This window comes from Pseudomonas sp. LBUM1678 (genome assembly GCF_059695575.1).
In genome coordinates, this window is record NZ_CP166775.1 from 5,096,168 (window position 1) to 5,117,178 (window position 21,011).

Here is a 21,011-nt window from a genome sequence, read left to right on the forward strand (position 1 = left end):
AGCCAGCCTGCTGGCGATGGGCATCACGTCATCTTCACGCCAGGCGTAAGCGATGCAGGCATCACCAGGCTCGGCGTTTCCAGCGAGGCCACCGGGTACGCGCAGTAATCGGCGGCGTAGTAGGCGCTGGCGCGGTGGTTGCCCGAGGCGCCGACGCCGCCGAATGGCGCGCTGCTCGCAGCACCGGTCAGTTGCTTGTTCCAGTTGACGATGCCGGCACGGCTTTCCAGCCAGAACTGCTGATAACGCGCTTCGGAATCCGACAGCAGCCCGGCCGCGAGGCCATAGTCGGTGTCGTTGGCTTCAGCGATCGCCGCTTCAAAATCAGCGTAGCGGATCACTTGCAGCAGCGGACCGAACAGCTCTTCGTCAGGACGATCGGCGACTGCCGTCACGTCCAGAATGCCCGGGGTCAGCAACGCGGCTTGTGCCTGAGGCTGAGTCATTTCCAGCAGCGCCACGGCGCCATTGGCCAGCAGATGTTCTTGCGCATCCATCAGCGCTTTTGCCGCGCCGAGGGAAATCACCGAGCCCATGAACGGCGCCGGTTGTTGATCAAACGCACCGACTTCAATCGTCGCACTGACCGCCACCAGACGCGCCAGCAGCGTGTCGCCCCAGGCGCCCTGCGGCACCAGCAAGCGACGGGCACAGGTGCAGCGTTGGCCGGCGGAAATGAATGCCGACTGGATGATGGTGTAAACGGCAGCATCGAGGTCTGCGACCTGATCAACCACCAGTGGGTTGTTACCGCCCATCTCCAACGCGAGGATCTTGTCCGGGCGACCGGCGAATTGCTGATGCAGGTGATTGCCGGTGCGGCTGGAACCGGTGAAGAACAAACCGTCGATACCCGGGTTCGCCGCCAGGGCGATACCGGTTTCGCGAGCGCCTTGCAGCAGGTTCAACACGCCTGCCGGCAGGCCGGCTTCGATCCAGCATTTAACCGTCAGCTCGGCGACTTTCGGGGTCAGTTCGCTGGGCTTGAACAGCACGCTGTTACCGGCCAGCAGTGCCGGCACGATGTGACCGTTCGGCAAGTGCCCTGGGAAGTTGTAAGGTCCAAATACCGCCACCACGCCGTGTGGCTTGTGGCGCAGCACGGCGGTGGCGTCGCCCAGCGGGCCGCTCTTCTCGCCGGTACGCTCGCGGTAGCTCTGCACCGAGATCGCAATCTTGTTGACCATGCTGGTCACTTCGGTCGCCGCTTCCCACAACGGTTTACCGGTTTCCTCACCAATGGTGCGGGCCAGTTCGTCAGCGTGGTTCTTCAGCGCGGCGGCAAAGGCTTCAAGCACAGCGATGCGTTCTTCCAGGGTACGGCGGGCCCAGCCCGGGAACGCCTGACGTGCAGCCTGCACGGCCGACTCGACCTGAGCGGTGGTCGCGCCTTCGCCGGTCCACAGCACTTGCTGGGTTACCGGGTTCAGCGACTGGAACGCTTCGCCCTGACCGGCCAGCCATTCACCTGCGATGTATAGCGAATTCATTATTTCGACTCCCTGGCAGCAGACAACGGAACGGCGCGCACTTGATCGCCGGCGTTGAGTTGAAGACGTTTGGCGGTCAGCGGATCGACGACCAACGTGCCGGCGGCGAAGCGTGCGGGTGCGGCAGTGATCCGGCAGTCTTCGCGCTTGCGGTTGTGAATCAGGAACGGTGTGGCGTCATCACCCGGCGTGCCGATGGCCAGTACCAGCGCCTGACTGTCGCGCACGGCGCGGATCTTGCCGGTTTCGCACTCGACCGCAGGGCCGGCGTCGAAGATGTCGACATAGCCTTGGTAGCTGAAACCTTCGCTCTTGAGCATGGCCAGCGCCGGCTCGGTGTCCGGGTGGACTTGACCGATGACGTTGCGCGCGTCCGGCGACAGGAAGCAGGTGTACAGCGGGAATTTCGGCATCAGTTCGGCGATGAACGCCTTGTTGCCCACGCCCGTCAGGTAGTCGGCCTGGCTGAATTCCATCTTGAAGAAGTGACGGCCCAGGCTTTCCCAGAATGGCGAGCGCCCGGCTTCGTCGGACACGCCGCGCATCTCGGCAATGATCTTGTTGCCAAACAGCTGCGAGAACTCGGCGATGAACAGCATCCGCGCCTTCGCCAGCATGCGGCCGTTGAGGCCCGTGCGGTAATCGGCGTGCAGGAACAGCGAGCACAATTCGGAGTTGCCGGTCAGGTCGTTGGCCAGGAACAGCGTCGGGATCTCGCGATAGATGTTCAGCTCTTGCGAGGCGCTGACGGTCAGGCCAACCCGGAAGTTGTACCAAGGCTCACGCAGGCCGACGGCGCCGGCAATGGCGGAAATGCCCACCACGCGGCCGTCATCGTCTTCGAGCACGAACAGGTAGTCCGCATCGCCCCGCCCGGCTTCGCCGCGGAAGGTCTTCTCGGCCCAGCCGACACGATGGGCCAGACGCTCTTCGTTGGCCGGCAAAGTGGTCAGGCCGGTGCCGGTGCTGCGGGCCAGGTCGATCAGAGCGGGTAAATCGCTGCTGCGTACGGGACGAACGATCATGCTATCTCCTCAAACGGGCCGCTGACGCCACCCGTGAAACTTCGCTGCTTTCCAGACATTTCTATCCAGCATTCAAAGCAGTCGTTAAACCGCCACCAGGCGCACGCTGGCACCTTCACCGACGCCCAGGGCTTCGGCCGCTTCAAGATCCAGGGTCACGGGTTTGCCCGGCGCGTAATCGAGCTCGAGCAACACGGCGCGGTAATCCTGCAACTGGGCGTTGGCCACCAGGTACTGACGACCGGCACCTTTGACCGCCTCGCCAATTTTCACCGGCACTACGCGGCTCTGGGCAATCGAACGGATCCCCGAGACGCGGGCATGCAACGTCGGGCCACCGTCAAAAATGTCGATGTAGTGATCGGTCTCGAAGCCTTCGCGCATCAGGATGTCGAAGGTAATCTGCGCCCGTGGGTGCACCTGGCCCATCGCTTCTTGCGCGGAGTCCGGCAGCAAAGGCACGTAGATCGGGTAATGCGGCATCAGTTCAGCGAGGAACGTCCGGCTCTTCAGGCCGCACAGACGCTCGGCAGCGGCGTAGTTGAGGTCGAAGAAGTTGCGACCGATCGCGTCCCAGAACGGCGAATCGCCATTTTCGTCGCTGTAACCGACGATCTCGGTCACCACGGAATCGGCAAAACGCTCCGGATGGCTGGCGACGAACAGCAGACGACCACGGGAATTGAGTTCGGCCCAAGGCGAACCCACCAGTTCACGCTGCACGTAGAAACTGGTCAGCAAGCTGTTGCCAGTCAGGTCGTGGCACTGCGAGAGCACGTGAATCTTGTTATGAATCTTCAGCTCGCGGGAGGCGTGCACGAAGGTTTCATTACGAAAGCTGTAGAACGGCTCGGAATAACCGGCGGAGGCAACGATGGCCGAGCAACCGACCAATTTTCCGGTGGCCGAGTCTTCGAGGACGAAGAAGTAGCTCTCTTCACCGTTGAAGCTGACTTCAGCGGAAAACGAGGCTTCGCTTGCGGCGATCTTGTCGCTCAGGCGTTCAACGTCATCCGGCAAGGAAGTGACACCAATAGGGCTGTCCGCAGCCAGACGCTGTACCTCGCCCAGATCAGCCATTTGCGCGGGGCGCATCACCAGCATGGTGTCACTCCTTAATCTCAGAACTTACAGAAGAAAAAATCCCGGGCCATCCCTGATTCAACTCAGAGTCAACTGTGGGAGCTAGCCTGCTAGCGATATCGTCCTGTCAGGCAACATTGATGTTGGCTATCAGGCCCTCATCGCTAGCAAGCTAGCTCCCACACTTTTGATCCAGCCCGAAACAAAAATTTGGATCGACGCCTGAAATGCCAGGCGCCGAAGGGTCTATCAGGCTTGCGTCAGCTTGGCCACGGCGCGTTCGAAACGGTCGAGACCGGCATCGATGTCTGCGTCTTCAACTACCAGGCTTGGCGCGAAACGCACCACGTCCGGGCCGGCTTGCAGAATCATCAGGCCTTCACGCTCGGCGGCGTTGAAGATGTCTTTGGCCTTGCCTTTCCAGGCATCGCTCAGCACACAACCAATCAGCAGGCCCATACCGCGGACCTTGGTGAAGATCGCGTATTTCTCGCCGATCTGCTCCAGACGAGCCTTGAACTTGTCGTGCTTGGCATTGACGCCGGCCAGCACTTCAGGGGTGTTGATCACGTCGATCACGGCTTCAGCGACAGCGCACGCCAGCGGGTTGCCGCCGTAAGTGGTGCCGTGGGTGCCGACGACCAGATGTTTAGCCAGGTCTTCGGTGGTCAGCATCGCCGCGATCGGGAAACCGCCGCCCAGGCTCTTGGCGCTGGTCAGGATGTCCGGAACCACGCCGTAATGCTGGTAGGCGAACAGATGACCGGTGCGGCCCATGCCAGTCTGCACTTCGTCGAAGATCAGCAGCGCGTTATGCGCGGTGCACAGGTCGCGGGCGCCTTGCAGGTACTCAAGTTCGGCCGGGATGACGCCGCTCTCGCCCTGAATCGGCTCCAGCACCACGGCACAGGTCTTGTCGGAAATGGCAGCTTTCAAAGCGGCCAGATCGTTGTACGGCACGTGGGAGATACCGGTGATCTTCGGACCGAAGCCATCGGAATACTTCGACTGGCCACCAACGTTCACGGTGAACAAGGTACGACCGTGGAAGCTGTTGAGCGCGGCGATGATTTCGTACTTCTCGCTGCCGAACCGATCGAAACCGACGCGACGGGCCAGCTTGAAGGCGGCCTCGTTGGCTTCGGCGCCGGAGTTGCAGAAGAAAGCGCGCTCGGCAAAGGTGGCATCGATCAGCTTATGCGCCAGGCGCAAGGCCGGCTCATTGGTGAACACGTTGGACACGTGCCACAGCTTGTTCGCCTGCTCGGTCAAGGCACCGACCAGCGCCGGATGCGCATGGCCCAATACGTTAACGGCAATCCCGCCAGCGAAGTCGATCAGCTCGCGGCCAGACTGGTCCCAGACACGGGAACCGGCACCACGCACAGGAATGAATGCGGCAGGCGCGTAGTTGGGAACCATTACCTGGTCGAAATCGGCGCGTTCTACCGCAGCGTGCTCAACGGACATCGGAGTCTCCTGATGAGGAACACTCGCCGGAAACTGGCGAGCGATGGGGGGATTGTAAGGACAGTTTTCAGCCCGGCCTTGCCGCCAAGCGACAACTTCTTATAGCGCAAACCCCGGTTTTTCCCGGGTTTACGGCAATGCGACATATAGGGTCGCAAAGGCGCAGTTTAAACCGCCGGCACAGGTTATAGGCAGGCTTGTGGAACCGTGCGGTAAATATGTACCGCACGGAACGAATCATTGTCTGTTTTGCTGGCGACTCATCCAAACGCTAAGGGAATAGCGCATGAGTCGCCTCGAAAACTCTTCTACTGCCGACGGCAGTGAATACGTCACGCAACCGGACGATCACTACCATCACCTCTTCAACAATCTGCCGACCTGGGTATTAGAAGCATCGTCCAATACACGCGACGCCTTGAAAAACGCCACGCTTGCCGCGCCGGGCTGGCATGGCACCGCGACGCCCCTGCAGCACCAGTCGCTGAAAAAGCTCAGCCAGGAACACTGGACCCATCGCAATCGGCTGGATTCAACACTGTCGAAGCTGCAAAGCGCACAAGCCTTTGCCGAACCGCTTCTAAAAGCGGCCCTGAAAACCCGGTTTGATCTGGAACTGGACGTTAAAACCACTTTCCTGCGCCTGTACATTCCGCAAACCGTGCCCTGGTTCGGGATCAAGACCGGTGCTGCGCGCACCTGGACCGTGTCGCTGCTCGACGCCGCCCTGCATAACTTTCAGGAATCGGAGGCAGCGGTTGACGCTTACGAGCCCGCCTCGACCTTTATTACTGAACCGTCGCCCACGGGGCAGTTCGATACGCTGCCGACAGTCAAACAGAAACTTGGCGTCGCGGCCTTTGTGCGGCTGTGCCGGGAACTGGATATCGGTGCCAAGTACCGCACGTACCTCAAAGACAATCTGGGGCTGACCAACCCGGTGGCCGCTGCGGTGTTGAAACCGAAGGTGATCAGCTCACACAAGGCCGCACTCAAGGCTGCGCTGCAAATGGCTCAAATCCGCAAGGATATTCCAGAAGATGCCTATCTCTCGATCCTGCGCCTTCTGGAAGGGCGTTCGGGGGCGCAACTGGGTGGTCAACCGCTGTACGGTCATGACCTGACGATAATGTCCTCCTCTCTGACCGGGATCGTGATTTTCGCTGCGAGCCTGGAGCGCGCACGCAAGGGAACACGGATCATTGCCTACATTCCCGACGATCCAGAGCATCCGCTCAAGGAATACCCGAACACCCTGGCGTTCATGACCGAGCTGACCCGCAAGCTGCGCGCGCCTGCCTACCAGACGTTCTTCAGCCGCTTCGTCGAACACAAGGAAAGGGGCCACTTCTTCGCTGATCTCAACCGCCGTCTCCAGAGCGTGACCTGGCATCAACACAAGCGTGGCGACCCACTGCCGAGCTGGCGCGAAACGCCCATCGACCGGCCCAATCTGCGGTTTTCGACCACGCCGTTCAGCGCGAACCTGTGGAATCATCTCTATCAGCGACAACTGAACAAGATCATCAACGATGCCAGCACGCTTGCCGTCTCCACCGCCTCTGCCGACCGAAACGCGCGATGGGCCTTGTGGGATGCCTTCAGCAAAGTGGCCTCAACGCTCCTTGAAATCACAACGTTCGTGGCATTGCCGTTCGTCCCGTTTCTCGGCGAATTGATGCTGGGTTATATGGCCTACCAGTTACTCGACGAAACCTTCGAAGGCATTGTGGAGTTGGCCGAAGGGTTGAAAACAGAAGCGTTCGGGCATCTGATCAGCTTCGTTGAGACCGTGGTTCAGGTGGGCACATTCGCGGTGGGCGGTGCGATCGCTGCCGGCGCCTTCAGCCGTCTGCTCTCGCGCGAAGCTGTCGCGCTGGTCGACCCGCTCAAACCCGTCGCAACGCCGGAAGGAAAAACCCGCTACTGGAAGCCGGATCTCACGCCTTACGAACAAGCGCAGACGCTACCCGAAGGCGCGAAACCCGATCAGCAGGGCCTCTATCACCACGGGGGCAAAATGCTGCTGCCGCTTGAAGGAAAACTGTATGCCGTGAAACCCGATGGCAAATCGGGCGCGTTTCAGATTGAGCACCCGACCCGTGCCGATGCGTATCAGCCGTCGCTGCTGCATAACAACCACGGCGCCTGGCACACCGAGCTGGAGCAACCGCTGAGCTGGGATCGGGAAACGGTCATGCGTCGTCTTGGCCAAAGCGTCGAGTCGTTCAGCGGCGCCGAGCGCGAACAGATCCTGCGGGTCAGCGGTTACCACGACAATGCCGTGCGCGAAATGCATGTCGAGCATTATCGACCGCCGTCGCTGCTGACCGACACGATCAAACGCTTCCGGATCAATCGGGACATCAAAACCTTTATCGAACAAATCGGCAGCGATCAACCCGAGCGCTATCGAAAGGCTGATGTTTCCCTGCAACATCAACTGCTGAGCGGCTACGGCGACTGGCCTGTCGACACCCCGATGCCGACGCCGGAAGCCCAGACGCCAGCCTTCAGGCAACAGAGTGCCGAACTCGCCCGGAACCACCAAAAATCGCTGTTCGATATGCGCTATCGCGCAGAGGAAAAAACCGATGATCCGCACGTTCAGCGACTTATCGACGACGTGCAGGGGTTACCCACCGATATCGCCCAGGAACTGGTGAGCAATGCGTCTGGCACTGAATTAAAGCAGCTGCACAACGGCCGCACGCCCCAGCGGCTCAAGGACGCGGCACTGAAAGCCATGGAGGCCGTGCGCGCCACCCGAGCCTGTGAAGGCTTTTATTCCGAAGCGCTGGACACCACCGACACCCATCGACTGGCCTTGCAAAGCCTGAACTCTCTGCCCGATTTGCCAGCCGGGCTGCGTATCGAAGTGAGGGATTACTCGGCCACGGGAACCTTGCGCGACAGCATTGGCGAGCCCGATGCGCCGATTATGAAAACACTGGTTCGCCTCGAAGACGGGACTTACCAGGTTCACCCAGCCAATGAGTCGGCGCCCGGTGATTTTTATCACGCCCTGTTCCAGGCGCTGCCGGATGCACAGCGCAATAAGCTGAACCCGGCGATCGCTGACGCCGGGGCGCTTAAACAGCACATCGCCGAACACGCGCTGGAGCAACCGGCATTACGCACGCTGTTCGCAAAAAATCCCCGTCGAAAACCGTTCTACGACCCAACCACCATGCGCCTGCCCGGTGGCACGGAAGGCTACAATCAAGTCCACCTTGAGGCACCTACGCTCAACGACCGGGTTCGCGAGGTTTACCCCAACCTGCCTGAGGAGGAAATGCAGTCCTTTGTTCAGGCGTTGCAACTTCACCCGGATGGCGCTCGCGTAGAACTTTCACGCTTGAACAGGGAACTGGCCCGACTGCATCAGGATCTGCGCGCCTGGGTCAAACAATCACCGACTGTTCATCCTGAAACCCGGCTCCCGCTCAGCGAGTTGGAACAAACAGCCGAGAGAAACAATCGCCGCTTGCTCGCCCGGGAAATCCAGCGCAGCTGGAGGCGCCAGTCGGATCAGGACTTCGACACACCGGATGGGGTCACTCAGTATGTGCTCAGGTTTGCAGAGCCGATCGTCGGTGACTTGCCGCCACTGAATGCCGATTTCAGCCATGTGTCGCTGCTGTCCCTGGAAGGCACCCGTAGCGCGCAGGGAATTCCTGCGTTTCTACAGGGCTTCAGCGGGCTACGCCGCCTGGAATTACGGCGCTTCTCGCTGACCACCCTCCCCGACGCCGTCAGCCAAATGCCAGACCTTCACGCCTTGGTGTTAAGCGATTGCGGCATCAAGGTCGACGCGGCTACGTGGTCGAAGCTGACGTCATTGAAAAAACTGGCCATGCTGGACCTGTACAAAAATCCGTTTGAAACCCTGCCCCGCATCGACACGATGAGCGAACTGGCGCACCTGGACCTGAGCGACACTCACCTGACAGAGATTCCGGCCAGCGTTCTGCAACACCCGAAGCTCGAAACCCTCCTGCTGATGAATAACCGCATCAGCGAGTTGCCTGCCGGGTTATTCGAAAGCTCGCTGTACGACAAGCGTGGCGTACACCTGACGCACAACCCGCTTTCGATCAGGGCACAAGAATTGATCAAGCAACACCACTTCGAGACCGCTTACGACATGGGTTTCTATGCCCCCGAGGCAGATATCTATCGCGTCAAAGCGCTGTACCCCGGTATGGAAGCCGAACAGGCGAGCGAGTTTGTCTACGAATTGCCGGGGACTTTGGAGGATGGCCGCACCTACCTGACCCGTCTTGAGGAAGAGCTCACCCAACTTAAAAACGATCTGTCTGCCTGGACTGCCGACGTTCCGGACCGACACCCTGTGACAGGTGAACCGTTCAGCGCCGACCAACTGTTTGCCGAGCAAGCCAACCGTGACGAACTCAAGCAGGGGCTTGAGAAATGCTGGCAGCGCGAGTCCGAACTGGATGATTTCAATGAATCGCTTGAGCCGACTTTCGAGCTCACTGTTCGCCCGACTATCAATGGAGAACTACCGGCCTTGAATGCGGACTTCAGTCATGTTTCCGCCCTGGAGGTCCACAGTGCCGATGGCGCAACGCGCATCGGGCGCTTCCTCGAGTCCTTTCACAACCTCAAAAGCCTGAGGCTGCGCGGCTGTGACCTCGGCAACATTCCCGACGCGGTGTTCAAGATGGGGCGCCTGCACTCATTGTCGCTTCCCGATTGCCGGGTCAGCTTGTCAGCAGAGACGGCAAGCGCATTGGCAGGAATGGAAGAGCTTCATTACCTCGACCTGGGTTTCAACCCGCTGGGGCGCACGCCTGATCTTAGTCAGATGCCAGACTTGGCGACCGTGCTGCTCAACGACACCGGCATCACTGAAATACCTGATGGCCTGCTTCAGCTGACGGATCTGGACTGGGTAGACCTGAGCATGAATGCGATTACCGAAGTGCCCAGCGACCTGCTGGAATTGCCGGTGGAAGTGGCTGAAAACATCACCTTGAAAGGCAACCCGTTTTCGGAGGAAAGCCTCGCGCGGCTGGTCAGCTACTTCGAACTGACCCGTGCGGATTTTGGCGTGGAAGAGGTGATCAACCGAGGTGAAATCCAGGTTTCCACTTCTGAGGGTTCCGAGATCGACGAGTAACTCAGCCGCGCTCGGACGGCACCGACGACAACTCGAATGGACTGCTGCTGCGCCGCTGGTTGCGATCTTCCCGCGGCGTGGCGCCGAAGAAGTTGCGGTAGGCGCTGGAAAAATGCGGCCCCGAGGAGAAGCCACAGGACAGGCCGATCTGGATGATCGACTTGCTGGTTTGCATCAACATCTGCCGGGCCTTGTTCAGGCGCAGTTCCAGGTAGTACTGGCTCGGTACGCGGTTGAGGTATTGCTTGAAGATCCGCTCCAGCTGTCGACGGGACACGCACACGTGCTGGGCGATTTCGTCGGTGGTCAGCGGTTCTTCGATGTTGGCTTCCATCAGCAACACCGCCTGGGTGAGCTTCGGATGACTGGAGCCCAAGCGGTTCTGCAATGGAATGCGCTGGCGTTCGCCACCCTCGCGGATGCGCTCGACCACCAGTTCTTCCGACACAGCGCCGGCCAGTTCGGCGCCGTGATCACGGGCCAGCACCGCCAGCAACAGATCGAGTACCGACAGGCCGCCACACGCGGTCAGGCGATCGCGATCCCAATCGAACAGATGGCTGGTGGCGATGACTTTGGGGAAACGTTCGGCGAAATCGTCCTGCCAACGCCAATGCACGGCCGCGCGGTAACCATCGAGCAAACCAAGCTGCGCCAACGGGTAGACACCGGCAGACAAACCGCCGATCACACAACCGGCGCGCACCAGCTGCTTCAGCGAACTGCTGAGCGCCGGCGCAAGCGTGGTCGGCGGCTCATCGGCGAGCAGGAACATTTTCTGGAAGTTTTCGAGCTTGCCGGCCCACGGCTCACCCGGCAATTGCCAGGCGCCTTCGGTCGGCGGTTCGGCCTGCAAGAACGACAATTCGTAGACCACGTCCGGATGCACACGCTGGGCAACACGCAAGGCCTCCTCAGCCAGCGCAAGCGTCAGTGCTTTAGTGCTGGGCCAAATCAGGAAACCAATTCGATGGGCAGTCATGGCGGGCAATCCGAAACGAAAACAGTGATGAAGGCATGGGCCAATGCTAGCCCGGAAATGAACACAAATCTTAAAACCGATGGAGATCAAACTGTGGGAGCTGGCCTGCCAGCGATGGCGGCGTGTCTGTGCCAGAGATGCAAACTGGCCCACCGCTATCGCTGGCAGGCCAGCTCCCACAGGGATCCGGGCCAGCCTTTAGGTTGCGAAGCATGCACTATCCCGGTGCGCAACGGGAGTTCGGTTTACTTCAGGCTGCCCGAGAGGAATTGTTGCAAACGCTCAGATTGTGGATTGACCAGCACTTCACGCGGGTTGCCGCTTTCTTCGACGACACCTTTGTGCAGGAACACCAGCTGGTTCGACACTTCACGGGCGAAGCCCATCTCGTGCGTCACCACGACCATGGTCCGGCCTTCCAGCGCCAGGGCCTGCATGACTTTCAGCACGTCGCCGACCAGTTCCGGGTCGAGTGCCGAGGTCGGTTCGTCGAACAGCATCACTTCAGGTTCCATCGCGAGTGCACGGGCAATCGCTACGCGCTGCTGCTCGCCGCCGGACATGTGGCCCGGGTAAGCGTCTTTGCGATGCGCCACGCCAACCTTGTTCAGGTAGTGCTCGGCTTTCTCGCGAGCTTCAGCCTTGGACATGCCCAGCACGTGAACCGGTGCTTCCATGATGTTTTCCAGCGCGGTCATGTGCGACCACAGGTTGAAATGCTGGAACACCATCGACAGGCGCGAACGCATGCGTTGCAGCTGTTTCGGGTCGGCCGCTTTCATCGCGCCGTCCTTGTTCGCCACCAGTTTCAGCTCTTCGTTGTTGAGCAGAATACGGCCCGCGTGCGGCTGCTCGAGCAGGTTGATGCAGCGCAGGAAAGTACTTTTGCCGGAGCCACTGGAGCCGATGATGCTGATCACATCGCCAGCCGCCGCTTTCAGGGACACGCCCTTGAGCACTTCGTGACTGCCATAGCGTTTATGCAGGTCTTGGACTTCAAGTTTGTACATGCGGTCGGTTCTCACAAAAACAGTCAGTCAGTCGTTGAGCAAGCGCCCGTGACGCAGCGCTTCGCGCCCCGCCACCTTGGCCAGCCAGAAACCGGGTTGGGCATAACGCAGCCGTTCAATGGCAAACAGCACCCCGGACGTACCAGCACACACCGTGCTGACCCGATCCGATAACGGATCGATCACTTCGAAAATCTCGTCGCCGGCTTCGATCCACTCGCCGGGTTTACGCAGGAAACTGATCACGCCCGGATGCGGCGCGAACAGCAACTCAGTGCCTTCGAACGGCATGCCTTCGCAGGCGTCCTGCGCAGGTTTTGGCCATTCGCCGCTGATCAAGCCTTGCTCGGCGAGGAACGCGAGAATGCCTTCGGCGTAAGCCTCTGCCTCTGCGCGACCGGTATCAGCCTGACCACCTAACTCAATGGTAGTCGCCAGACAGGCCAGTGGAATCTGCGCGTCCGGGAACTGACGGGACAGGCGCAGCCACGGCAGCGAACAGGCTTCGTCGAAGGAACTGCCGCCGGAATCTTCCGCCAGCAATCCCACTTTCACATTCAGGTGCGCAGCGAGCGAACGCCATTGCGGCCAGTGTTGCGGCAAGGCGTACATGTGCAGCGCCGCTTCTGCGTCGCAATGCAGATCAAGCACGACGTCGGCGGTGCAAGCGTGGCTGAGCAAAATGCGCTGCATGCCTTGCAACTGGCTGCTCGCCTCTGGCAATGCCGCCAGGTGATCGCTCATGGCCTGGCGGATCAAACGGATATTGGCGTGAGGATCATCGCCCAGGTGCCCTTCGAGCTCGGCGGCCACTGGCGCGCTCAGCTCGACGAAGTCCCGGTTGAAATTCTTGCCGCTGCCCGCTTCGAAACGCCCTTGATGGCTGCCCTGAAGCAATTGACCCAGGCCCAGTGGATTGGCCACCGGCACCAGTTCGATCACACCGTTGAGCAAGCCTTGGGCTTCGAGTTCGGCCAGGCGCTTTTTCAGCTCCCAGGCCGTGCGCATCCCCGGCAATTCATCGGCGTGCAGGCTGGCCTGGATATAGGCCTTGCGCTCGCCACTACCGAAGCGGAACACCGAAATCTGGCGTTCGCTGCCCAAATGGTTCCACGGCAATGAATGATCGATGCGTTCCATATCAGTGCTTCCGCGGGGCCAGATAGCCCAGCCAGCGGCGCTCGGCCAGTTTGAACAGCTTCACCAGAATGAAGGTCAGGCACAGGTAGAACACACCCGCCGTGATGTACGCTTCGAACGGCAAGTAGAACTGAGCGTTGACCGTGCGCGCGGCGCCGGTGATGTCGATCAGGGTCACGATGGACGCCAGACTGGTGGTCTGCAGCATCATGATCACTTCGTTGCTGTACTGCGGCAGCGCCCGGCGCAGGGCCGACGGCAACAGGATGCGCTTGTACATTTTGTAGCGCGACATGCCCATCGCCTTGGCCGCTTCGATCTCACCGTTCGGCGTGGCGCGCAGGCTGCCGGCGATGATTTCAGCGGTGTAGGCGCTGGTGTTGATGGCGAAGGCCAGGCACGCACAGAACGTCGCGCTGGACAGCCATGGCCACAGGAAGCTTTCACGTACGGCTTCGAATTGCGCCAGACCGTAGTAGATCAAAAATAGCTGCACCAGCATCGGCGTGCCACGAATCACGTAAGTGAAGAGCCAGGCCGACATGTTGACCACGGCATTCTTCGAGACGCGCATCAGCCCCAGCGGCAGGGCCGCCAGCAGACCGAAAAACAGCGACAGCGCGAGCAATTTGAGGGTAGTCACCAAGCCGCCGAAGTACAGCGGCAAGGCCTCCCAAATGACGTTGTAGTCGAAGATCATAGATCAGCCGCCCTTACGCCTACCGAGTAGCGCTTCTCAAGTTGACGCAGAATCAGCAACGAGACACTGGTGATCACCAGATACATCGCGGCCACTGCGAGGAAGAAGGTGAAAGGCTCGCGGGTGGCGTCTGCCGCCTGCTTGGCCTTGAACATCATGTCTTGCAGACCCACCACCGAAATCAGCGCGGTAGCCTTGGTCAGTACCAGCCAGTTGTTGGTAAAGCCCGGAATCGCCAGGCGAATCATCTGCGGCACCAACACCCGGAAGAACACCTGAAAACTGCTCATGCCGTACGCCATGCCGGCTTCTGCCTGACCTTTGGGGATCGCCATGAAGGCGCCGCGGAAGGTTTCCGACAGGTACGCACCGAAGATGAAGCCCAGGGTGCCGATACCGGCGGCCAATGGGTTCAGGTCGATGTAGTCGTCAAAACCGAGCATCGGCGCCACGCGGTTGAGCAGGTCCTGACCGCCGTAGAAAATCAGCAGGATCAGTACCAGGTCGGGAATACCGCGGATCACCGTGGAATACAGGTCGCCCAGCCAGGCCAGCCAGCGAACCGGCGACAGACGCAATGCAACGCCGATCAGACCCAGAAGGATGGCCAGGACCATGGACGACAAGGCGAGCTGAAGCGTCAGCCATGCGCCATCGAGGATGACAGCCCCGTAGCCTTTCAACATGATTCAGGTCCTCGAATGTGGGGATGAAAAAATGGCGCAAACCTCAGAGATCCTGTTGCTTGCGCCATTTCGGACTTGTCGCCGGGACGTGTTACTTGCCGTAGATATCAAAGGCGAAGTATTTGTCCTGGATTTGCTTGTACTTGCCGTTCTCGCGAATGGCAGCGATCGCGGTGTTGATCTTGTCTTTAAGGGCGTCGCCCTTACGAACAGCGATACCCACGCCGTCGCCGAAGTATTTGACGTCGGTGAAGGCCGGGCCAACGAAGGCGAAACCTTTGCCGGCGTCGGTTTTCAGGAAACCGTCATCCAGCAGCGTAGCGTCTGCCACGGTGCCGTCGAGGCGGCCAGCGGCCACGTCGAGGTAGATTTCGTTCTGCGAACCGTAAGGCTTGATCTCGGCACCCAGCGGGGCCAGGACTTCGCGGGCGAAACGCTCGTGGATCGAACCACGTTGCACGCCGATGTTCTTGCCCTTCAGTTCAGCCAGGCCTTCGCTGACTTGAGTGCCAGCCTTCATGACCAGGCGAGCCGGGGTGTTGTAATACTTATTGGTGAAGTCCACGGATTTCTTGCGGTCTTCGGTGATCGACATGGACGACAGGATCGCGTCGATCTTGCGCACTTTAAGCGCCGGGATCAGACCGTCGAACTCTTGCTCGACCCACACGCACTTGACCTTCATCTCTTCGCACAGGGCGTTGCCGATGTCGTAGTCGAAACCAACGATGCTGCCGTCCGGTGCTTTGGAAGCGAACGGAGGGTAAGCCGCTTCGATACCAATTTTCAGAGGCTTTTCATCGGCGAAGGTTGGCAGGGACAGCACGGACAGTGCCAGGGCGCCAAGCAGCACGAGTTTCTTCATGTTGGGACTCCATCGGTAAAGGGCTAAAACGGCAGAGTGAGCGACAGCCCAATATGCGAATGAGTGGAACCGCAAAGCGATGCTGCGTCGTAGGAACCGCGCGATTTTTTCAACGCGAGCAACAACGAGCGAGTGATCGGCATTCTAACGACAGGCCCGAAGCCGATATTTCTTCAATGCGACAACTAATTACAGATGCACCGAGAAAGCCGTTTGAGCGCGTTGACAGCCCTGCAAATTCATGCAAGAGCAAAAGACAGTGAACCGATCTATATTGCAAATTGCGGGCCTATTATTGGCAAACCCTTCTAATCCGGCAAGCGCAGCGTTATGTCTTATTTTTAACAGGGGCTGGAGAGGCCCGGGAATGGGGGTTTGCGTTTCCCAATTCCCCGTATGGGGATGAGCGGTTACACATTCAGTTACTTGAGTGGGGTTGGGTAACAGTGGGAATTGGCTTACAGATGAAGCCGATAATTATTGGGCGGTGTTTATTTAGCGTCTGACAGATAGCCATCGCTAGCAGGCTAGCTCCCACAGAGGGAACTGCGCTCGGTTCAAATGGCAAATCCACTGGAGATCCTTGTGGGAGCTAGCCTGCTAGCGATGAGGCCCGAACGGCCCCCACAAAAACACCAGACATGAAAAAGCCCTACCAGACGCAATGCCTGGCAGGGCTTCGATGACTCAGGAACGGCGAATCAAGCGACGTTCATGATCTTGTGTTCATCAATCAAATGCTGCACCACGCCCGGATCCGCCAGAGTGGAGATATCCCCCAACCCATCGTATTCGGCCGTCGCAATCTTGCGCAGAATCCGGCGCATGATCTTGCCCGAACGGGTTTTCGGCAGCCCCGGCGCCCACTGGATTACATCCGGCGAAGCAATCGGCCCAATCTCTTTACGCACCCAGTTTTTCAGTTCCAGACGCAGTTGCTCGCTCGGCTCTTCGCCACCGATCAACGTGACGTAGACATAGATGCCCTGCCCCTTGATGTCGTGCGGCACGCCAACCACGGCTGCCTCGGCGACTTTCGGGTGAGCAACCATCGCGCTTTCAATCTCGGCGGTGCCCATGCGGTGACCGGATACGTTGAGCACATCGTCCACACGGCCGGTGATCCAGTAGTAACCGTCTTCGTCGCGACGTGCGCCGTCGCCGGTGAAGTACATGCCACGGAAGGTCTTGAAGTAGGTGTCGACGAAGCGGTCATGGTCGCCGTACAACGTTCGCGCCTGGCCTGGCCACGAATCGAGAATCACCAGGTTGCCCTCGGCAACGCCTTCGAGGATGTTGCCCAGGTTGTCCACCAGCGCCGGTACCACGCCGAAGAACGGACGAGCCGCGGAACCCGGCTTGAGGCCATGAGCACCCGGCAGCGGGCTCATCATGTTGCCGCCGGTTTCGGTCTGCCACCAGGTGTCGACGATCGGGCAACGGGATTGGCCGACGTTCTTGTAGTACCAGTCCCATGCTTCCGGGTTGATCGGCTCACCGACCGAACCCAACAGACGCAGGCTGCTGCCATCAGCGCCTTCAACAGCGGCCTTGCCCGACGCCATCATCGCGCGGATGGCGGTTGGTGCGGTGTAGAGGATGTTGACCTTGTGCTTGTCGACGATCTTCGCCACCCGGGTGATGTCCGGGTAGTTCGGCACGCCTTCGAACAGCACCGTGGTCGCGCCGTTGGCCAGCGGGCCGTAGACGATGTAAGTGTGGCCGGTGACCCAGCCGACGTCGGCGGTGCACCAGTAGATTTCGCCCGGGCGGTAGTCGAATACGCGCTCGTGGGTCATGGCGGCGTAAAGCAGGTAACCGCCGGTGGTGTGCTGCACGCCTTTAGGCTTGCCAGTGGAACCGGAGGTGTAAAGGATGAACAGCGCTTCTTCAGCGCCCATCTCTTTCGGCGCGCAGACACTGCCCGCCACTTTCATCAAGTCTTCGTACCAGATGTCGCGATGCTGGTTCCACTTGATGTTGCCACCGGTGCGCTTGCACACGATGACCTTCTGGATGCTGCTGGTTTCCGGGTTGGTCAGCGCGTCGTCGACGTTGGTCTTGAGCGGGATCTTCTTGCCGGCACGAATGCCTTCGTCAGCGGTGATCACCACTTTGGATTTGCAGTCGATGATGCGACCGGCCAGGGCTTCCGGCGAGAAACCACCGAAGACGACCGAGTGAATCGCGCCGATCCGGGTGCAAGCCAACATGGCCACCACGGCTTCGGGGATCATCGGCATATAGATAGTCACCACGTCGCCGCGGTGTACATCCTGGCCGCGCAAGGCGTTGGCGAACTTGCAGACTTGTTCGTGCAGCTCGCGGTAGGTGATGTTGCGGCTTTCGGCAGGGTCATCCCCTTCCCAAATGATCGCGACTTGATCGCCGCGCTCGGCCAGATGACGGTCGAGGCAGTTGTAGGAAACGTTCAGGGTGCCGTCGGCGAACCATTTGATGTCCACATGGTGATCGTCGAAAGACGTCTGCTTCACCGTGGTGAAAGGCTTGATCCAGTCGAGGCGCTTGGCTTGCTCGCGCCAGAATCCGTCCGGGTTGACGACGGACTGCTGGTACATGGCTTTGTAGGTTGCCTCGTCGGTCAGCGTGTTGGCTGCTACCTCGGGACGAACGGGATACAGAGAAGCCGCACTCATCTTTCTTACCTCGGTGGAATAGTTGTTTTTGTATGCCCCCAGTTGTAGCCGGGCCGGGCCTATAGAACCATTCGACGATGGTAGTAACAAGCCCCTACAAAATGTCGTGAATACCCCGAAAGCCCAACTTTCACGCTTCTTCCAGGCAATACCGGAGCCCGCCCATAAACCAATCTGTAGCAGCTGGCGAAGCCTGCGTTCGGCTGCGAAGCAGTCGTCAATCCAGCCAGCTTGGTTTACCTGAAACACCGCGGTGCCTGATTTCGCGACTGCTTCGCAGCCGAACGCAGGCTTCGCCAGCTGCTACAGGTCGTGCTTCGCCAGCTGATTGTTACAGGATCCGCCAAAGGTGTTTATCAAAACCCCACCTATATGAATCCACCCCCCACGCCTAAAATCCGCCACGCCAACAAGGCACTGTGATTAACCAAGTAACAGCCCCCATGAAGGCCGTTAATCCAAAACTCTTATCAAGCTCCACACGCAACCCCAAAAAGGTTGCGTGACCCCATTCGACCTCTAAAAGGTAAATCTGAAATGAAAGCTTTATTAGTTCTGGCCCTCTCCAGCCTGTGCGCAACCGCCATGGCAGACGAGGTCCCGACTGATGTCGCACAGCAAAAACCAGCCATCGAGGAATACACTTACTCGACTCACCTGGACATCGCCAAAGTTATCTCCATGAGTGAAGTCCCTAATGTGTGCGAAGTTGTTCCGGTGAAAATGGAATACGACGACTCCCAAGGTCAACGCCACATCCTGCGCTACAGCATCATGGGTAACGGTTGCACCAATGGCTGATCGAGACTGCACCGAATCGGACCCTCTCTGTTGATCGCTGACGGTCGATTCCAGCCCGGCTTCGGTCGGGCTCAGTTGTGTTTTGAAGCGGCGAAACACCTTGCAAACCACAAGATGTAGTGAAAAACGCAGTTTTTGGCTGTTTTTTGAACAAATTCGATTCAGCGTCAAAATTAACGAAAAAAAATCTGCACCGGCCAAAGCCCTGTAATACCTCGGTTTGCTCCAAAAACCATCCCTTTCGGCCACTCCATGAGCCGATTCGCCGCACCACGCCGGCAAAAATTTCCCTATAATGCCGGCTTAAACGGGCCTGCAATATTCCCTTACAGGGACGAAAAGCCAGTCTGAAGCCCACGCCGAAGTCTTCACCGATTTCTGCGCCCGTCAGAGGCTCTCGGAACCCCGTACAAAATTATGTTTATTTGCCTGCGTGTACCGCTGCAAAAAACGCTATCAAACGCGGCCAGTACGGCCGTGTGAAAAACAACCAATCAGTTTTCACACGGGCATCTGGCCCTCACGCAGGAGACGACACGTCATGCTGAGCTGGGACGAATTCGACAAAGAAGACAGCGGCGAGACCGTGGTAAAAGGCGCAAACGCCGGCCACGCGACTGAAGCCAACATGGACCGACTCGACACCGCTGGTGGTGTCGCCGCTCAAGAAGCTCGCGCCGTAACCGCGACCGACTCTGCCGCTATCGCCCGTGCCAAAGCTGCCCTTGACAACCTCGACATCGCCGAAGGCCTCGCCGAACTCGAAGGCGCCTCCGCCCGTGTCGCCGTCGACGAAAAGCGCATGATCAACTGCCGCGCCGACCTCAACCAACTCGTACCTTTCAAGTACGACTGGGCCTGGCAGAAATACCTGGACGGCTGCGCAAACCACTGGATGCCGCAAGAAGTCAACATGACCGCCGACATCGCCCTCTGGAAAGACCCGGAAGGCCTGACCGACGACGAGCGCCGCATCGTGATGCGCAACCTCGGCTTCTTCTCCACCGCCGACTCCCTGGTTGCCAACAACCTGGTCCTGGCCGTGTACCGCCTGATCACCAACCCGGAGTGCCGCCAGTACATCCTGCGCCAGGCCTTCGAAGAGGCGATCCACACCCACGCCTACCAGTACTGCATCGAATCGTTGGCCATGGATGAAGGCGAGATCTTCAACATGTACCACGAGATCCCATCGGTCGCGAAAAAAGCCACCTGGGGCCTCAAATACACCCGTTCGATCTCCGATCCGAAGTTCGAAACCGGCACCGTCGAAACCGACAAAGAACTGCTGCGCAACCTGATCGCCTACTACTGCGTTCTGGAAGGCATCTTCTTCTACTGCGGCTTCACCCAAATCCTCTCCATGGGCCGCCGCAACAAAATGACCGGCGTCGCCGAGCAGTTCCAATACATCCTGCGCGACGAATCCATGCACCTGAACTTCGGCATCGACGTGATCAACCAGATCAAAATCGAAAACCCGCACTTGTGGGATGCTGAGATGAAGGAAGAGGCTTCGCAGATGATTCTGCAGGGGACTCAGCTGGAGATCGAATACGCTCGCGACACCATGCCTCGTGGGGTGTTGGGGATGAATGCGGCGATGATGGAGGACTATCTGAAGTTCATCGCTAACCGTCGTCTGTCGCAGATTGGGTTGAAGGAAGAATATCCAGGGACGACTAACCCGTTCCCTTGGATGAGCGAGATTATGGACTTGAAGAAAGAGAAGAATTTCTTTGAGACGCGAGTTATTGAGTATCAGACTGGTGGGGCGTTGAGCTGGGATTGATTCCGAGTGTACTGCGTAAAGTAACGATGTAGTTTTTTGGCCCATCGTACTTTTTTGAATCAGAAATAAATCAGCGCGGAGCCGCAGTCATTGAGATTAGCGGCTCCTGCTCTATGTTTCTGGCGCACGACTGTTAACCACTGAGCATCGAGCACAGAAGTAGC

14 protein-coding genes are annotated in these 21,011 nt (G+C 59.0%); 3 read left to right on the top strand and 11 right to left on the bottom strand.

The window, feature by feature from the left end; translation table 11 throughout:
* Nucleotides 1-23: 23 nt before the first annotated feature.
* The 4 genes from astD to ACA070_RS23185 form a co-directional block, all read right to left on the bottom strand.
* Nucleotides 24-1,493 carry a succinylglutamate-semialdehyde dehydrogenase gene (astD, locus tag ACA070_RS23170; RefSeq protein WP_497452010.1) on the bottom strand — a complete coding sequence of 490 codons (1,470 nt, stop codon included), beginning with the start codon at nucleotides 1,491-1,493 and terminating at the stop codon, nucleotides 24-26.
* Nucleotides 1,490-2,515 (bottom strand): arginine N-succinyltransferase, encoded by a 1,026-nt coding sequence (astA, locus tag ACA070_RS23175; protein ID WP_219097186.1) that lies wholly within the window; start codon nucleotides 2,513-2,515, stop codon nucleotides 1,490-1,492. Before astA ends, astD begins: the two co-directional genes overlap by 4 nt.
* A gap of 84 nt (nucleotides 2,516-2,599) precedes the next feature.
* Entirely contained in the window at nucleotides 2,600-3,619 is a 1,020-nt protein-coding gene (aruF, locus tag ACA070_RS23180; protein ID WP_462028298.1) for an arginine/ornithine succinyltransferase subunit alpha, read from the bottom strand.
* Nucleotides 3,620-3,847: 228 nt separating this feature from the next.
* A complete protein-coding gene (locus ACA070_RS23185; RefSeq protein ID WP_497448486.1) occupies nucleotides 3,848-5,068 on the bottom strand; it encodes an aspartate aminotransferase family protein in 1,221 nt (406 codons plus the stop codon).
* Between the two features lie 286 nt (nucleotides 5,069-5,354).
* On the opposite strand from ACA070_RS23185, the gene ACA070_RS23190 reads away from it, so the two are divergent.
* The gene (locus ACA070_RS23190) at nucleotides 5,355-10,214 is read left to right on the top strand and encodes a dermonecrotic toxin domain-containing protein (protein WP_497448487.1); all 4,860 of its coding nucleotides are present in this window, start codon (nucleotides 5,355-5,357) and stop codon (nucleotides 10,212-10,214) included.
* Between the two features lies 1 nt (nucleotide 10,215).
* Here ACA070_RS23190 and ACA070_RS23195 read toward each other — a convergent pair whose 3' ends face one another.
* The 7 genes from ACA070_RS23195 to acs all read right to left on the bottom strand — a co-directional run bounded on the left by ACA070_RS23195 (nucleotide 10,216) and on the right by acs (nucleotide 18,254).
* Entirely contained in the window at nucleotides 10,216-11,196 is a 981-nt protein-coding gene (locus ACA070_RS23195) for a GlxA family transcriptional regulator (RefSeq protein ID WP_497448488.1), read from the bottom strand.
* A 245-nt stretch (nucleotides 11,197-11,441) separates the two neighbouring features.
* The gene (locus tag ACA070_RS23200; RefSeq protein ID WP_109634103.1) at nucleotides 11,442-12,206 is read right to left on the bottom strand and encodes an ABC transporter ATP-binding protein; all 765 of its coding nucleotides are present in this window, start codon (nucleotides 12,204-12,206) and stop codon (nucleotides 11,442-11,444) included.
* Between the two features lie 27 nt (nucleotides 12,207-12,233).
* A complete protein-coding gene (locus ACA070_RS23205) occupies nucleotides 12,234-13,346 on the bottom strand; it encodes a M14 family metallopeptidase (RefSeq protein ID WP_497448489.1) in 1,113 nt (370 codons plus the stop codon).
* Between the two features lies 1 nt (nucleotide 13,347).
* Entirely contained in the window at nucleotides 13,348-14,046 is a 699-nt protein-coding gene (locus tag ACA070_RS23210; protein WP_283181347.1) for an ABC transporter permease, read from the bottom strand.
* Complete coding sequence (locus ACA070_RS23215; RefSeq protein WP_497448490.1) at nucleotides 14,043-14,732, bottom strand: ABC transporter permease; 690 nt, start codon at nucleotides 14,730-14,732, stop codon at nucleotides 14,043-14,045. Before ACA070_RS23215 ends, ACA070_RS23210 begins: the two co-directional genes overlap by 4 nt.
* Nucleotides 14,733-14,823: 91 nt before the next feature.
* A complete protein-coding gene (locus tag ACA070_RS23220) occupies nucleotides 14,824-15,597 on the bottom strand; it encodes an ABC transporter substrate-binding protein (protein WP_461955284.1) in 774 nt (257 codons plus the stop codon).
* A gap of 701 nt (nucleotides 15,598-16,298) precedes the next feature.
* Complete coding sequence (gene acs, locus ACA070_RS23225; RefSeq protein ID WP_497448491.1) at nucleotides 16,299-18,254, bottom strand: acetate--CoA ligase; 1,956 nt, start codon at nucleotides 18,252-18,254, stop codon at nucleotides 16,299-16,301.
* 537 nt (nucleotides 18,255-18,791) lie between these two features.
* Here acs and ACA070_RS23230 point away from each other — a divergent pair.
* Nucleotides 18,792-19,055 (top strand): DUF2790 domain-containing protein, encoded by a 264-nt coding sequence (locus ACA070_RS23230; protein WP_010457261.1) that lies wholly within the window; start codon nucleotides 18,792-18,794, stop codon nucleotides 19,053-19,055.
* Nucleotides 19,056-19,596: 541 nt separating this feature from the next.
* The gene (locus ACA070_RS23235; protein WP_084322765.1) at nucleotides 19,597-20,847 is read left to right on the top strand and encodes a ribonucleotide-diphosphate reductase subunit beta; all 1,251 of its coding nucleotides are present in this window, start codon (nucleotides 19,597-19,599) and stop codon (nucleotides 20,845-20,847) included.
* Nucleotides 20,848-21,011: the final 164 nt, after the last annotated feature.

Excerpts from the sequence above, each read along its gene's own strand:
- ACA070_RS23200 (WP_109634103.1), bottom strand. The coding sequence starts at position 12,206 with ATGTACAAACTTGAAGTCCAAGACCTGCATAAACGCTATGGCAGTCAC.
- ACA070_RS23235 (WP_084322765.1), top strand. The coding sequence starts at position 19,597 with ATGCTGAGCTGGGACGAATTCGACAAAGAAGACAGCGGCGAGACCGTG.
- ACA070_RS23210 (WP_283181347.1), bottom strand. The coding sequence starts at position 14,046 with ATGATCTTCGACTACAACGTCATTTGGGAGGCCTTGCCGCTGTACTTC.
- ACA070_RS23190 (WP_497448487.1), top strand. The coding sequence starts at position 5,355 with ATGAGTCGCCTCGAAAACTCTTCTACTGCCGACGGCAGTGAATACGTC.
- aruF (WP_462028298.1), bottom strand. The coding sequence starts at position 3,619 with ATGCTGGTGATGCGCCCCGCGCAAATGGCTGATCTGGGCGAGGTACAG.
- astA (WP_219097186.1), bottom strand. The coding sequence starts at position 2,515 with ATGATCGTTCGTCCCGTACGCAGCAGCGATTTACCCGCTCTGATCGAC.
- ACA070_RS23220 (WP_461955284.1), bottom strand. The coding sequence starts at position 15,597 with ATGAAGAAACTCGTGCTGCTTGGCGCCCTGGCACTGTCCGTGCTGTCC.
- ACA070_RS23215 (WP_497448490.1), bottom strand. The coding sequence starts at position 14,732 with ATGTTGAAAGGCTACGGGGCTGTCATCCTCGATGGCGCATGGCTGACG.
- ACA070_RS23195 (WP_497448488.1), bottom strand. The coding sequence starts at position 11,196 with ATGACTGCCCATCGAATTGGTTTCCTGATTTGGCCCAGCACTAAAGCA.
- ACA070_RS23205 (WP_497448489.1), bottom strand. The coding sequence starts at position 13,346 with ATGGAACGCATCGATCATTCATTGCCGTGGAACCATTTGGGCAGCGAA.
- acs (WP_497448491.1), bottom strand. The coding sequence starts at position 18,254 with ATGAGTGCGGCTTCTCTGTATCCCGTTCGTCCCGAGGTAGCAGCCAAC.
- ACA070_RS23230 (WP_010457261.1), top strand. The coding sequence starts at position 18,792 with ATGAAAGCTTTATTAGTTCTGGCCCTCTCCAGCCTGTGCGCAACCGCC.
- ACA070_RS23185 (WP_497448486.1), bottom strand. The coding sequence starts at position 5,068 with ATGTCCGTTGAGCACGCTGCGGTAGAACGCGCCGATTTCGACCAGGTA.